This is a genomic window from Lysobacter firmicutimachus (genome assembly GCF_037027445.1).
GTDB classification, from domain to species: domain Bacteria; phylum Pseudomonadota; class Gammaproteobacteria; order Xanthomonadales; family Xanthomonadaceae; genus Lysobacter; species Lysobacter firmicutimachus.
The window spans coordinates 5,060,225-5,074,393 of record NZ_JBANDL010000002.1 but is presented as its reverse complement, the minus strand read 5'-3'; the positions used below and the strand labels follow the sequence as shown (position 1 = coordinate 5,074,393).

The window sequence follows — 14,169 nt, the reverse complement described above, 5'->3', positions numbered from 1 at the left end:
GATTCGCTCTCAGCGTCTTCGATCCGACGCTGCGGTCCTCAAACCAGCGCCGCGTCCTCGTCGCTGGGCGTATCGTCGCGACGCGCATCGGCCGGGGCCGCCTTGCCGGCGCGCGCCGGGGCCTTGCCGCCGCGACCGTCCACCGCTTCGGCGATCGCTTCGATCGCCTCCACCACCGGCACCGCGATCGTGCGCGATTCGCCGGCCTCCTTGGCCAGCCCGTGCGCCAACGCCGCTTCGGCTTCCTCCGACGCCTTGCGGAAACGCTTGGCGTCCGGGCACAGCACCTGCATGTAGTCGGCGTCGAAGTTGAGCCGCTCGACCAGGAAGTCGATGAAGGCGCGGACCTTGGGCGATTGCACCTGGCCGCGCGGGAACACCGCGTTGAACTCGTATTCCGGCCCAGTCCAGCCGGCCAGCACGCGCTGCACGTAGCCCTGTTCGGCGAAGGCCTTGACGGTGACGTCGGCGGCCAGCATCAGCGCCTCGCCGCACAGCAGCGCGCCGCGCAGCGGGCCCGGGTCGTTGGCGACCATCACCGGGTCGATCACGTAGTCGACGCTGCGTTCGCCGTCGCTGAGCGGCCAGACGTATTCGTTGTTGCGGCGCGATTTCGGCATCGCCAGGGTGCGGTGATGGCGCAGATCGTCCGGGTGCAGCGGTTCGCCGTGGCGCGCCAGGTAATTGGGGCTGGCGTAGATCTGGGTGCGGAAGATCGCCAGCCGGCGCTTGATCAGGTTCGAATCGGGCAGGTCGCCGACCCGCAGCGCGACGTCGATGCCCTTGTCGATCAGGTCGACGTTGTCGTTGCTGAGGTTCATCTCCACCCGCACTTCCGGGTGGCGCGCGTGGAACTCGCCCAGCAGCGGCGCGATCCAGGTGATGCCGACCGAGTACGGCGCGGTGATGCGCAACCAGCCGCGCGGGCCGCCCTGCAGCTGGCCGACCGCGCTTTCGGCCTCGGCCAGCTCGCGGGCGATGCGCTGGCAATGCTCGAAGTACAGATTGCCGGCCTCGGTCAGGCCGAGCTTGCGCGTCGTGCGATGCAGCAGTTGCGCGCCGAGCCGGGTTTCCAGTTCCTGCACCTTGCGGCTGACCGTGGTCTTGGGCAGGCGCAGCGCGCGCGCGGCGGCGATGAAGCTGCCGCTTTCGACCACTTTGACGAAGATCAGGGTGTCGTTGAGATCGTGAGCCATGGGGGATGGCCTCCTTTGCGAATGTGGGCGATGCCGAACCGGCGTCGCCGCGCGATGCGGCCCGGCCGTGGCCCGTCGGTGCTGGAACGAAAACGCGAAGCGGATGAGCGGATAACCACGCAAGAGCGTCGGTGCATGAACGGGCGGGCGGCAATGACGTCTGTCACCGCGGTCGACTGATCCCGTCCACTGCCGTGGATGGCGCGCGGCGGCGACAGTGGCGCACGTCGTCGTCCCGGCCGTGCGGCGCTTCCTGCGCCGGCGGTCGTTTCCCCCTTGCTTCCGTTCCAGGCGTGGGGGCCGGACGCGGTGCGATCAAGAGGGTACAGGGGGTATTGGCCCGATGTCGGGACAATTATTCCCTGAATCAGTGGCTAATCAAGTGCCGTTGGCTTCTCTACTCTGTGCCGCAGATCGACACGAGGCCCCCGCCATGTTGACCCCCCGTCAAGCCCGATTCGCTTTTCTACCTTTGATGTTGGTGGCCATGTCCGCCCTGATCGGGCTGGCCGTGGTCGTGTTTCGCCAGGGCCTGGCCCAAGGCCCGGAAGAGGCCTGGATGCTGGCCTGGGTGCTCGCGTTCACCATCGCCCTGCCGGCGGCCATGCTGCTGATGCCGGCGGTGAGCGCGCTGCTGGCGCATTACACCCGAGGTCATTCCGAGGGTGACACGCGTCATGGGATCATCCCGGTCGTGGGATCAAAAGTCCCAGGGGCGGGACAATGAAAGCCCCTTTGGTTGTACTCGGTGCCACCGGCGGCATCGGCCGCGGGGTCGTCCGCGCCGCGATCGACAGCGGCCGGCCGGTCGTCGCGGTCGCGCGCCAGGCCTCCGAACTCAAGGCGCTCAAGGCCGGCTACCCCCACGCCGACCTGACCACGATCGCCGGTTCGGTCGCCAACGACGCCGCCGGCGCCAAGCTCGCGCGCGCGCTGCGCAAGCTCGGGCGCCCGCTCGCCGGCGTGGTCGCCGCGGTCTGCGGCAACGCCGAACGCGGCCGCCTGCTCGACAACCCGGCCGAGTTTCTGCGCCGCAAGCTCGACGAGGACCTCCTCCCCCACCTCGCCGCGGCGCGTCACTTGCTGCCTCTGCTGGCCGAATACGATCGCGGCGGCACGTATGTGCTGATCGGCGGTCCCGGCAGCGAGCATCCCTGGGCCGGCTACGGGCACCGTTCGATCGGCGCCGCCGCGCTGCGCATGCTCGCGCGCGTGCTGCACGACGAAGCGCGCCAGTTGTCGGTGCGGGTGCAGTTGCTCGCCGTCGACACGCCGGTGTGCACCGAGTTCAACCAACGCCATTCCTGCCCCGAATGGCCGAGCGCGCTGTCGGTCGGGCAGCGCGCCCTGGCCCTGGTCGATCACGACGTCAGCGGCGAGCTGCCGCGCCCGATCGTGCCCTACGCGCTGCGCTTGCCGCCGCCGGAACTGCCGCCGCGCGGCGCCGCGCGCGTTCCGCCTCCGCCCGCCCGCGACGAGCCCGCGCGCTCGCAGCCCGCCAGCGATTCCGATCCCGCCGCCCGTTCCATCCTCCCCGAGTCGACGCCTTCGGGTGCGCAAGATCCGGACTGCGCATCGGACGAAAAGGCGCAACGCTGTCTGCAGGACGCGCGTGCGCTGTTGAAGTCGTTGACCTCCAAGAATCCCAAACAGGAACCCACCCCCCGATGAGCACTCGCAAATCTCTCGTCCGCTCCGCCCGTACCGGCGTCGGACCCTCCGTGCTCGCGCTGGCCGCGAGCATCGTCATCGCCCTGGTCGCCGTGGGTTGCGGCAGCCAGGCCGCCACGCCGGAAGGCATGCCGCCGCCGCCGGAAGTCAGCGTCGCCCAGGTGCTGAACAAGCAGGTCCGGCAGTGGGACGAGTTCACCGGCCGGGTCAGCGCGATCGAAACGGTCGAGCTGCGTCCGCGCGTGAGCGGCTATGTCGAGCGGGTCGCCTACCAGGAAGGCCAGGAGGTCAAGAAGGGCGATCTGCTGTTCGTGATCGACCAGCGCCGCTACCGCGCCGAGCTCGCGCGCGCCCAGGCCGAACTCGAGCGCGCGCGCGCCGAAGCGCGCCTGGCCCAGACCCAGGACAAGCGCGCCCAGACCCTGGTCGAGGCCAAGGCGATCTCGCGCGAAGAGTTCGAGACCCGCCGCGCCGCCAGCACCCAGGGCGACGCCGCGGTGCGCGCGGCCGAAGCCGCGGTCGCCTCGGCCCAGCTCGACCTGACCTTCACCGAAGTGCGTTCGCCGATCAGCGGCCGCGCCGGCCGCGCCCTGGTCACTGTCGGCAACCTGGCCTCGGCCGACCAGACCCTGCTGACCACCCTGGTCTCGCAGGACCCGATGTACGTCTACTTCGAAAGCGACGAGCAGACCTACCTGCGCTACAAGGAACTGGCCCGCAAGGGCGAACGCGCCGACAGCAAGAACCCGGTGCGCGTCGGTCTGGCCAGCGAAACCGGCTACCCGCACGAGGGCACGGTCGATTTCACCGACAACCAGGTCGACCCGAGCACCGGCACCATCCGCGCCCGCGCGGTGCTGCCGAACCCGGACCGTTTGTTCACCCCGGGCCTGTTCGCGCGCGTCCAGCTCGAAGGCAGCGGCGACTTCCAGGCCCTGCTGGTCGACGACAAGGCGGTGCTGACCGACCAGGACCGCAAGTACGTCTACGTGCTCGGGCCGAAGAACGAGGCCCTGCGCAAGGACATCGTGCCGGGGCGGATGATCGACGGCTTGCGCGTGGTCACCTCCGGCTTGTCGCCGCAGGACAAGGTCATCGTCCACGGCGTGCAGAAGGTGTTCATGCCGGGCATGCCGGTGTCGCCCAAGACCATCGCGATGGGCGCGCCGGCTCCGGGTCCGCAGGTGGCGCAGGCGGCCGGGTCGAAGTGATCCCGGGCTAGCGCGACCGTCCGAACCGGCGGCCCCGGGCGCTCCGCCCGGGCCGGTTCAAAAGCAATCGAAGGCCGCTCCCGTCGCGGGGGCGGCCGGGGACTCATGCGGCTGCAAACCGCACCAAGGACTCCTTCATGGACTTTTCCAAATTCTTCATCGACCGGCCGATCTTCGCCGCGGTGCTGTCGATCGTGATCTTCGCCGCCGGCCTGATCGCGATACCGATCCTGCCGATCAGCGAATATCCCGAAGTGGTACCGCCCTCGGTGATGGTGCGCACGGTGTATCCGGGCGCCAACCCCAAGGTCATCGCCGAAACCGTCGCCACGCCGTTGGAAGAAGCGATCAACGGCGTCGAAGACATGATGTACATCAAGTCGGTCGCCGGTTCCGACGGCGTGCTGGCGATCACCGTCACCTTCCGCCCCGGCACCAATCCCGACGATGCCGCGGTGCGCGTGCAGAACCGGGTCAGCCAAGCGCTGGCGCGACTGCCCGAGGACGTACGCCGGCAAGGCGTGACGACCCAGAAGCAGGCGCCGGTGTTCCTGATGGTGGTGCACCTGACCTCGCCCAACGGCAAGTACGACACCCTGTACCTGCGCAATTACGCCCGACTGCACGTCAAGGACCAACTGGCCCGGTTGCAGGGCGTCGGCGACGCGCAGATCTTCGGCGGCGGCGACTACGCCATGCGCGTGTGGCTGGACCCGGACAAGGTCGCCTCGCGCGGCCTGACCGCCAGCGACGTGCTGCGCGCCATGCGCGAGCAGAACGTGCAGGTCTCGGCCGGCCAGCTCGGCGCCGAGCCGATGCCGAACAGCGAGTTCCTGACCCTGATCAACGCCAAGGGCCGCCTGCAGACCGAGGAAGAGTTCCGCAACATCGTGGTCAAGAGCGGTAGCGACGGCGAAATCGTCCGCCTGGGCGACATCGCCCGCCTGGAGCTGGGCGCCGGCGACTACAGCCTGCGCTCGCAGCTCGACGGCAAGAACGCGGTCGGCATCGGCATCTTCCAGTCGCCGGGCGCGAACGCGCTGGAGATCCAGGAACAGGTGATCGCCAACATGGATCGCCTGTCCAAGAGCTTCCCCGAGGGCATCAAGTACGAAGCGGTGTACGACACCACCATCTTCGTGCGCGACTCGATCAAGGCGGTGGTCACCACCCTGCTGGAAGCGATCCTGCTGGTGGTGCTGGTGGTGATCCTGTTCCTGCAGACCTGGCGCGCTTCGATCATCCCGCTGCTGGCCGTGCCGGTATCGGTGGTCGGCACCTTCGCCGCGTTGTACCTGCTCGGCTTCTCGATCAACACCCTGAGCCTGTTCGGCCTGGTGCTGGCGATCGGCATCGTGGTCGACGACGCGATCGTGGTGGTGGAAAACGTCGAGCGCAACATCGAAGAAGGCCTGAGCCCGCTGGAAGCGGCGCACCAGGCGATGAAGGAAGTGTCCGGACCGATCGTCGCCATCGCTCTGGTGCTGTGCGCGGTGTTCGTGCCGATGGCCTTCCTGTCCGGCGTCACCGGTCAGTTCTACAAGCAGTTCGCGGTCACCATCGCCATCTCCACGGTGATCTCGGCGATCAACTCGCTGACCCTGTCGCCGGCCCTGGCCGCGCGCCTGCTCAAGCCGCACGGCGCGGCCAAGGATGCGCCGACGCGCCTGATCGACCGCCTGTTCGGTTGGCTGTTCCGTCCGTTCAACCGCTTCTTCAACAGCAGCTCGGAGAAGTACCAGAGCGCGGTTTCGCGCACCCTGGGCAAGCGCGGCGCGGTGTTCGCGGTCTATGCGGCGCTGCTGATCGGCACCGGCTTCATGTTCAAGATCGTGCCCGCCGGCTTCATCCCGCTGCAGGACAAGCTGTACCTGATCGCCGCGGTCAAGCTGCCGGAAGGCGCCTCGATCGCGCGCACCGACGCGCTGTTGAAGAAGGTCACCGACGTCGCCGGCAAGATCGACGGCGTGCAGAACACCATGGCCTTCCCCGGCCTGAACGCGGTGCAGTTCACCAACACGCCCAACACCGGCGTGGCGTTCCTGCCGCTGAAGCCGTTCAACGAACGCAGCCGCACCGCGGTGGAGATCACCGCGGAGTTGAACCAGAAGATCGCCGGCTTCCAGGAGGGCTTCAGCTTCGCCCTGATGCCGCCGCCGATCCTCGGCCTGGGCAACGGCGCGGGCTATCAGATGTTCATCCAGGACCGCAACAACCTCGGCTACGGCGCGCTGCAGAACGCGGTCAGCGCGTTCCAGGGCACGGTCATGCAGACCCCGGGCATGGGCTACGCCAACAGCACCTACCAGGCCAACGTGCCCCAGCTCGACGCCGAAGTCGACCGGGTCAAGGCCAAGGCGCAGGGCGTGCCGCTGACCGAGTTGTTCGACACCCTGCAGACCTACCTGGGTTCGGCCTACGTCAACGACTTCAACCAGTTCGGCCGCACCTGGCAGGTCATCGCCCAGGCCGACGGCGCTTACCGCGACAGCGTCGAGGACATCGCCAACCTGCGCACCCGCAACGACCGCGGCGAAATGGTGCCGATCGGTTCGATGGTCACGGTCAAGCAGACCTTCGGCCCCGACCCGGTGCTGCGCTACAACGGCTATCCGGCGGCCGACATCGCCGGCGACGTCGACCCGCGGGTGATGTCCTCGGCGCAGGCGATGGACGTGGTCAAGGGCGTGGCCGACAAGGTCCTGCCCAAGGGCATGGACATCGAATGGACCGACCTGAGCTACCAGCAGGCCAGCCAGGGCAATGCCGCGCTGATCGTGTTCCCGCTGGCCATCCTGCTCGCCTTCCTGGTGCTGGCGGCGCTGTACGAAAGCTGGACCCTGCCGCTGGCGGTGATCCTGATCGTGCCGATGTGCATGCTCTCGGCCCTGCTCGGCGTGTGGCTGACCGGCGGCGACAACAACGTGTTCGTGCAGGTCGGCCTGGTGGTGCTGATGGGCCTGGCGTGCAAGAACGCGATCCTGATCGTCGAGTTCGCCCGCGAGCTGGAACTGCAGGGCAAGGGCATTGTGGAAGCCGCTCTGGAATCCTGCCGCCTGCGCCTGCGTCCGATCGTGATGACCTCGATCGCGTTCATCGCCGGCACCGTGCCGCTGGTGCTCTCGCACGGCGCCGGCGCGGAAGTCCGCTCGGTCACCGGCATCACCGTGTTCGCCGGCATGTTGGGCGTGACCCTGTTCGGTCTGTTCCTGACTCCGGTGTTCTATGTCGCGCTGCGCAAGCTGGTCGGGACCAAGCTGGTCTCGCACGGCGACCACCACAGCGCTCTGGAGAAAGTCCATGCGTAATCTGAAACTCCCCGCCGTGGCGGCCTTGAGCCTGGCCCTGGCGGCCTGCGCGGTCGGTCCGGACTATGTCCGGCCGACCCTGGCCACGCCGGATTCGTTCGCCCGCGGCGACGCCGCCGCGGCCACCGACGGCAGCGTCGCGCCGCAGCCCGACAACGAGTTCTGGCAGAACTTCAACGATCCGCTGCTGACCCGGCTGATCGAGGAGTCGCTGTCGGCCAACCACGACCTGCGCATCGCCCTGTCCAACTACGACCGCGCCAACGCCCTGCTGCGCGGCGCCAAGTTCGACCGCTTCCCGACCATCACCGGCAGCGCCAGCGGCAGCGAAAGCCGCTCCAGCTCCGACCAGATGCCGAACGTGTCCAACGACGGCCGCGACAACGAGAGCTACAGCGTCCAGGCCAACGCCAGCTGGGAACTCGACCTGTTCGGCCGGGTCCGGCGCAGCGTCGAATCGGCGCGCGCCGAAACCTGGGCCAGCGCGGCCGACCTGCAGGCGATGCAGGTGTCGATCGTCGGCGAAGTGGCGCGCAGCTACGTCGAACTGCGCGGCCTGCAGGAACGCCTGCGGGTCGCGCGGGTCAACGCCGACAACCAGAAGGAAACCCTGCGCCTGGTGCAGGCGCGCTTCGACGCCGGCCGCGGCACCGAGTTCGATACCTCGCGCGCCCGCGCCCAGCTCGAAGCGACCCTGGCCCGGGTGCCGAACCTGGAAGCCCAGGTCGCGGTCACCCAGCACCGCCTCGCCGTGCTGACCGGGCAGACCCCGGACGCGCTGATCGCCACCCTGGACGCGGCGGCGCCGTTGCCGGCGCTGCCGGCGCGGCTCGACGCCGGCACCCCGGGCGAACTGCTGCGCCGCCGGCCCGACGTGGCCGCGGCCGAGCACCGCCTGCACGCATCGACCGCGCGGATCGGCGTGGCCACCGCCGACCTGTTCCCGCGCTTCACCCTCAGCGGCCTGATCGGTTCGCAGGCGATCGACACCAGCGCGCTGTTCGAACGCGCCAGCGAAACCCGCCTGGTCGCGCTCGGCATCGATTGGTCGTTCCTCGACATCGGCCGCGTCCGCGCCCGGATCAAGGCCGCCGACGCCCAGGCCGAAGGCGAGCTGGCGCGCTATCAGCAGAGCGTGCTGCTGGCGCTGGAAGACACCGAGAACGCCCTGGTGCGCTACGCCCGGGCGCGGGTCGAGGACCAGCACCTGGAACGCGCCGCGCAGGACAGCGCCAAGGCCGCGCAGCTGGCGCGGGTGCGTTACGAGGCCGGCGCCGCCGACCTGTTCGAGGTGCTCGACGCCGAGCGCACCCAGTTGCAGGCCCAGGACGCGTTCGCCGACGGCCGCACCCGCAGCGTTACCGGCGCGATCGCCCTGTACAAGGCGATGGCCGGCGGCTGGCCGGCCCGCGAACCGGTGCGCGAGGGCGTGGCCGGGCGCTGAGCCCAGCGACGGGGCGCTCGTCGGCCATGCCCGGCGAGCGTCCCCGGCCGTCGGCTGAGCCGCGGCGAAAGCTCCTGAGGTTTCTTGACCGGCGCGATTCCCGGGGCGCGGCGCGGCCCTTCCCCTCTCGATCGCCGCGCACCGGCGCCGGTCTTTTTGCAGTCCCGCGGCGGACCGGTGCGACCGGTCCCCGTCCGAGGCCCTGCCGCCGCACGGCGGCCGTTTTCCTCGACCCGACGGTCCGGCCGCGACGTCCCGCGGCGCGGCCCGCCCGCCGCCGGCGGAACGGCGGACGCGACCTGGTAGCGCGTCCGCCGTGCTTCGGCGCAGCGGCCGGATCGTCGGTTTTTTGTCCCCCGCCGGCGCATCCGGCTTCGCTGCCGCACGGCTCGCATCGTCTCGGGCTAGACTGCTGCGCTTCGGACGTGGGAGCGGACTGAACGTATGCGCATCGGCCTGTGGGCGCTGTTGATCGCGTTGGCCTGCGCCTGCCTGCCGGCCGCCGCGCAATCGCTGAAGGTCGAGGTCCTGCTGACCGATACCGACCTGCAGGCCCCGCCGGTCGGCGCGCCGGTGATCAAGCGCCTGGTCGCCGAGCGTCCCGACGAGGTGATCCGTTTCAGCCTGCCGCGCCGCGACGCCGGCTATTGGCTGCGCCTGACCAGCCAGCGCGCGATCGCCCCGCACGAGGGCCAGTTGCTGGTGCTGCGCGGGCCGCGGGCGATGGGCCCGCTGCTGTACTACCCGCCCGGCGCCGGCGCGCGCGAAGTCGAGGACGCCGAGCACGGCGGCGTGCCGCTGATGCGGCGCGGCTGGGTGCTGGCCCTGCCCAACGGCTGGCCGCCGTCCTCGGTGGCGTACCTGCGGATCAAGGGGCGCGCGGCGATGAGCGAGATCCGCCTGTCCTTCGCCAGCATTCCCGACCTGGCCCGGCAGGAGCGCGGCGACGCCCGCTTCATGGCCGCCGCCTTCACCGCGATGATGCTGATGGCGGTGGCGATGGTCGGCGTCTGGGTCGCGTTCCGCGACTTCGTCTACCTCGGTTACGGCGCCTACCTGGCCTGCATCGCCACCTATCTGCTGTTCTTGTCCGGCGACGCCTCGGAAATGTGGGGCCTGGCCGGGCTGGCCAGCGAGCCGGCGGTCGGCTGGGCGCTGGCGACCCTGGCCACCATCTTTCAGCTCGGTTTCAGCCTGCGCTTCCTCGATCTGCCGCGGTTGATGCCGCGGGTGACCTGGGTGCTGCGCCTGATCCAGTGGGCCAATATGTTCTGGCTGCTGGTGCTGGTGGTGTTGCGCGAGCAGTCCTACGGCTGGTGGTACATCGGCGGCAACGCGCTATTGCTGCTCGGCGTGCCGCTGATGCTGGTGATCGCGGTGATCGCCTGGCGTCGCGGCGCGCCCTACGCCGGCTACTACCTGCTGGGCTGGACGCCGATGCTGGTGTTCGCCGCCGCCCTGGCCGCGAACACCCTGGGTTTGCAGGACGCCGAGTGGGCCGAGCGCGGCCTGGCCCTGACCGCGGTGCTGGAATCGGCGGTGCTGGCGCTGGCGTTGAGCCAGCACGCCGCCAACCGCCACCGCATCCTGCTGCTGGCGCGGCAGTCGGTCGAACGCGACCCGCTGACCGGCGCGCTCAACGCCCAGGTGCTGGAGCAGATGCTGGAGGCCTGGTCGTCGCCGGGCAGCCTCAACGTCAACAACTACGGCCTGCTGCTGGTCGACCTGGACGGCTTCGGCGAGATCAACGCCCGCTACGGCCGCGCGGTCGGCGACGCGCTGCTGCAGCAGGCGCTGTCGCGCATGCGCGGCGTGCTGCGTCCGGACGACACCATCGCGCGCATGGAGGGCGACTGCTTCGGCATCGTCAGCGAATGCGAACGGGTGGAGTGCGAACTGCTCGCGCGGCGCATCGCCGACACCTTCGCCCGCCGCCCGTTCCGCATCGACAGCCACGAGATCACGATCAGCGTCAGCATCGGCCTGGCCATGTCGCAGCGCGGCGAGTCGGTGCCGCAACTGTTCGACCGGGTCGGCCAGGCCCTGCGCAACGCCATTTCGGCCGGCCGCAACGCGGTCAGCGTGGCCCAGAACAGCGGCCGCGACGTGGCCACCGCCCTGCTCCCGGACTGAGCGTCCTCACGCAGTCCTGACGAGGCTGAGCGCGCTGAACGAGACGGCGCCGGTCTTCACCTGCATTGCATCGGCCTGGGCCTAGCTTAGGCCCCAGGCAAGCGCGGATCTGCCGCGCTCGGTTCAGGGGCCATGAGACAGCACGAGGGAAAGGAGGTCGGCGCCGCGGTGGCCGAGGTCATCGCCCCGAGCGAGTATCGCGAGCATTTCCATCGCGAGTTCCGTTTCGCCCCTTACTACAGCGCTGGGCGCGAATGGCTCGATTACGAACCGGCTTACCGCTACGGCTACGAACGTTTCCAGGACTGCGGCGGGCGCCGCTTCGAGGACATCGAGGCCGAGTTGGCCCGCGACTGGAGCGGCCATCGCGCCAGTTCGCGCCTGCACTGGTCCGAAGCGCGCGAAGCGGTGCGCGACGGCTGGCACCACATCGAGCGCAGCCTTCCGCATGCGCTCGACCGACCGCCGCGCCGTGCGCCGCGGTCCGCTCCCTAGGTCTCTCTCCCCCAGGGAGTCTTGAGGTCGCTTCCGGGCGGCCTCTTTTGTTTTTGGCCGGGATTGGGGATGCGGGATTGGTGGGCGCGGTGCGGGTTTGTGCTCTTAACCAATCCCGAATCCCCAATCCCGAATCCCGGCTCAACCGGCACGCCGGTGAAGCCCCGCCTGCGGTAGCATTTCGGTCCCCCTTGCCAGAGGCCGCACCATGGCCGATACCCCCGACAAGCCGTCCCGCGAGCAGGCCGAGGCAGCGGTCCGCACCCTGCTCGCCTGGGCCGGCGAAGACCCCCGCCGCGAGGGCCTGATCGACACGCCCAAGCGCGTGGTCGAAGCCTACGGCGACTGGTTCAGCGGTTACACCGACGACCCGCGCGAGTACCTGGCGCGCACCTTCGAGGAAGTCGCCGGTTACGACGAGATGATCGTGCTGCGCGACATCGAGTTCGAAAGCCATTGCGAGCACCACATGGCGCCGATCATCGGCAAGGCGCATGTCGGCTATCTGCCCAACGGCAAGGTCGTCGGCATCAGCAAGCTGGCGCGCGTGGTCGAGACCTATGCGCGCCGCTTCCAGGTGCAGGAGAAGATGACCGCGCAGATCGCCCAGTCGATCCAGGACGTGCTGCAGCCGCTCGGCGTCGGCGTGGTGATCGAGGCAGCGCACGAGTGCATGACCACCCGCGGCGTGCACAAGCGCGGGGTCAGCATGATCACCTCGAAGATGCTCGGCATGTTCCGCGACGACGCACGCACCCGCGCGGAATTCCTGCGCTTCATCGACGTCGGCCCGGGGCGCTGACGGCGCCTGTCCGAGCGCCCCTCATCCGCCCCTGCGGGCGCCTTCTCCCGCAAGCGGGAGAAGGGAACAAGCGATATCGCGCTGAGCTCCTCTGCCGCAGGCAGGGGGAGGGGAGCGCGCGACATCGCCTCGAGCCCCTTTCGCCAAGGGGAAGAACAGGAACAAGCGACCCTGCTTCGAGCCCGTTTCCTACAAGGCAAAGAGGGGAGACAAGCGAAACCGCTGCGAACCCTCTCCCGCTTGCGGGAGAGGGGTTGGGGTGAGGGCCGCCTCAGCCCGTTCGCGCCAAGCGCGCATCGCCCGCCGCCGCCAGCGGCGTACGCTCGCTGAGCAGGCGCACGATTCCCGCGGCCGCTTCGCGGCCTTCGAATGCGGCCGTCACCACCAGGTCGGCGCCGCGCACCGCGTCGCCGCCGGCGAACACGCGCGGATGGGTGGTCTGGTAGGGCAAGCCGGCGCCGGCTGCGCTGCGCCGCGACGCGCAGCCCTCGCTGTTGGCCAGTACCTTGATCCGGCCGTTGGACGCCAGCTCGATGCCTTGTTCGGCCAGCCACTGCGGCGCATCGGGCTGGAAGCCGAAAGCGATGATGACCACGTCGGCGTCGAGTTCGGATTCGCTGCCGGCGACCACCTCGGCGTTGCGGCGGCCACGCGCATCGGGCTCGCCGAGGCGGGTTTCGGCCACACGCACGCCGCGCACCGTTTCGTCGCCGAGCAGCGCCAGCGGCTGGCGGTTGAACAGGAACTCGACGCCTTCCTCGCGCGCGTTGGCGACTTCGCGCGCCGAGCCCGGCATGTTGGCTTCGTCGCGTCGGTAGACGCAGCGCACCTGCGCCGCGCCCAGGCGCACCGCGCTGCGCACGCAGTCCATGCCGGTGTCGCCGCCGCCGAGCACGACCACCCGCTTGCCGCGCAGGTCGGGCAGCTCGATCTGGTCTTCCCAGCCGGCGATCGGCTGCGAACGCAGCGCATCGCCGTCGGAATGCACCACGCGCCCGTTCTGGACCAGGAAGGGCAGGGCCGGCAGCACGTTGCGCAGGTCCTGCCCGGGCAGGCCGCCGTCGGTGTAGCGGTAAGCGCCCAGGCCGAGGAACACCGCGTCGTACTCGGCCAGCAGCGCGTCGAAGCTCAGGTCGCGGCCGATCTCGATGCCGAGCCGGAACTCCACGCCCATGCCTTCCAGCACCTCGCGGCGCTGGCGCATCACCAACTTCTCCAGCTTGAAGCTGGGAATGCCGAAGTGGAGCAGGCCGCCGATATCCTCGTAACGGTCGAACACCACCGCCTGGATGCCGGCGCGGGCCAGGCGATCGGCGCAGGACAGACCGGCCGGGCCGGCGCCGACCACGGCGACGCGGTGGCCGCTGGCCTGCACCGTCGACAGATCCGGGCGCCAGCCGCTGGCCAGCGCGTTGTCGACGATGTACTTCTCGACCGCGCCGATGGTAACCGCGCCGAAGCCGTCGTTGAGCGTGCAACTGCCTTCGCACAGGCGGTCCTGCGGGCAGACGCGGCCGCAGATCTCGGGCAGGGGATTGGTTTCATGGCACAGCGAAGCGGCTTCGTGCAGGCGGCCTTCGCGCGCCAGTTCCAGCCAGTTCGGGATGTAGTTGTGCAGCGGGCAGGCCCAGCTGCAGTAAGGGTTGCCGCAGTCCAGGCAGCGGCCGGCCTGCTTCTTGGCTTCGGCTTCGGCGAAGCGCCCGTACAGTTCGCCCCAGTCGCCGTCCAGGCGCAGCTGCAGCGGAATCCGCGCCGGCATCTCGCGCGGCGCATCGCGGAATTGGAAGACGGGCTTCTTGCTCATGCTTGCGGGACCGGCTGGCGTTGTCGATAGGAGACGTTGGGGTTCGCGTTGGACGCCGAAGCGAATCCCCGCGCCCCCCCCTTTTTCAGCGGGGAGAAACCGATC

The 14,169-nt window shown here is 69.6% G+C and carries 10 protein-coding genes; 8 read left to right on the top strand and 2 right to left on the bottom strand.

From position 1 onward, the window contains the following. Positions 1-38 precede the first annotated feature (38 nt). Positions 39-1,196 (bottom strand): LysR family transcriptional regulator, encoded by a 1,158-nt coding sequence (locus tag V2J18_RS21830; RefSeq protein WP_064748518.1) that lies wholly within the window; start codon positions 1,194-1,196, stop codon positions 39-41. 343 nt (positions 1,197-1,539) lie between these two features. On the opposite strand from V2J18_RS21830, the gene V2J18_RS21825 reads away from it, so the two are divergent. From V2J18_RS21825 to folE, 8 genes are all read left to right on the top strand, one after another. Continuing rightward, positions 1,540-1,923, top strand: a complete 384-nt coding sequence (locus tag V2J18_RS21825) for a DUF2798 domain-containing protein (protein ID WP_079248224.1) — start codon at positions 1,540-1,542, stop codon at positions 1,921-1,923. Further along, positions 1,920-2,867 carry an SDR family NAD(P)-dependent oxidoreductase gene (locus V2J18_RS21820; protein ID WP_064748521.1) on the top strand — a complete coding sequence of 316 codons (948 nt, stop codon included), beginning with the start codon at positions 1,920-1,922 and terminating at the stop codon, positions 2,865-2,867. The genes V2J18_RS21825 and V2J18_RS21820 overlap by 4 nt, the downstream gene beginning before the upstream one ends. Further along, a complete protein-coding gene (locus V2J18_RS21815; protein WP_064748522.1) occupies positions 2,864-4,078 on the top strand; it encodes an efflux RND transporter periplasmic adaptor subunit in 1,215 nt (404 codons plus the stop codon). The genes V2J18_RS21820 and V2J18_RS21815 overlap by 4 nt, the downstream gene beginning before the upstream one ends. A gap of 137 nt (positions 4,079-4,215) precedes the next feature. Beyond that, positions 4,216-7,386, top strand: a complete 3,171-nt coding sequence (locus V2J18_RS21810; RefSeq protein WP_064748523.1) for an efflux RND transporter permease subunit — start codon at positions 4,216-4,218, stop codon at positions 7,384-7,386. Further along, complete coding sequence (locus V2J18_RS21805; protein ID WP_064748524.1) at positions 7,379-8,830, top strand: efflux transporter outer membrane subunit; 1,452 nt, start codon at positions 7,379-7,381, stop codon at positions 8,828-8,830. The genes V2J18_RS21810 and V2J18_RS21805 overlap by 8 nt, the downstream gene beginning before the upstream one ends. 444 nt (positions 8,831-9,274) lie before the next feature. Next, positions 9,275-10,963, top strand: coding sequence for a sensor domain-containing diguanylate cyclase (locus V2J18_RS21800; protein ID WP_336132884.1), 1,689 nt, complete (start codon positions 9,275-9,277; stop codon positions 10,961-10,963). Positions 10,964-11,095: 132 nt separating this feature from the next. Beyond that, positions 11,096-11,458 (top strand): hypothetical protein, encoded by a 363-nt coding sequence (locus V2J18_RS21795; protein WP_336132883.1) that lies wholly within the window; start codon positions 11,096-11,098, stop codon positions 11,456-11,458. A 208-nt stretch (positions 11,459-11,666) separates the two neighbouring features. Next, entirely contained in the window at positions 11,667-12,260 is a 594-nt protein-coding gene (gene folE, locus V2J18_RS21790) for a GTP cyclohydrolase I FolE (protein ID WP_064748527.1), read from the top strand. A gap of 271 nt (positions 12,261-12,531) precedes the next feature. Here the strand turns inward: folE and V2J18_RS21785 are convergent, their stop codons facing one another. After that, positions 12,532-14,064 (bottom strand): FAD-dependent oxidoreductase, encoded by a 1,533-nt coding sequence (locus V2J18_RS21785; protein WP_064748528.1) that lies wholly within the window; start codon positions 14,062-14,064, stop codon positions 12,532-12,534. Between the last annotated feature and the right edge of the window lie 105 nt (positions 14,065-14,169).

Bases quoted from the DNA above. Each gene is read 5' to 3' on its own strand.
- folE (WP_064748527.1), top strand. From the start codon at position 11,667: ATGGCCGATACCCCCGACAAGCCGTCCCGCGAGCAGGCCGAGGCAGCG.
- V2J18_RS21810 (WP_064748523.1), top strand. From the start codon at position 4,216: ATGGACTTTTCCAAATTCTTCATCGACCGGCCGATCTTCGCCGCGGTG.
- V2J18_RS21785 (WP_064748528.1), bottom strand. From the start codon at position 14,064: ATGAGCAAGAAGCCCGTCTTCCAATTCCGCGATGCGCCGCGCGAGATG.
- V2J18_RS21820 (WP_064748521.1), top strand. From the start codon at position 1,920: ATGAAAGCCCCTTTGGTTGTACTCGGTGCCACCGGCGGCATCGGCCGC.
- V2J18_RS21795 (WP_336132883.1), top strand. From the start codon at position 11,096: ATGAGACAGCACGAGGGAAAGGAGGTCGGCGCCGCGGTGGCCGAGGTC.
- V2J18_RS21830 (WP_064748518.1), bottom strand. From the start codon at position 1,196: ATGGCTCACGATCTCAACGACACCCTGATCTTCGTCAAAGTGGTCGAA.
- V2J18_RS21805 (WP_064748524.1), top strand. From the start codon at position 7,379: ATGCGTAATCTGAAACTCCCCGCCGTGGCGGCCTTGAGCCTGGCCCTG.
- V2J18_RS21815 (WP_064748522.1), top strand. From the start codon at position 2,864: ATGAGCACTCGCAAATCTCTCGTCCGCTCCGCCCGTACCGGCGTCGGA.
- V2J18_RS21825 (WP_079248224.1), top strand. From the start codon at position 1,540: ATGTCGGGACAATTATTCCCTGAATCAGTGGCTAATCAAGTGCCGTTG.
- V2J18_RS21800 (WP_336132884.1), top strand. From the start codon at position 9,275: ATGCGCATCGGCCTGTGGGCGCTGTTGATCGCGTTGGCCTGCGCCTGC.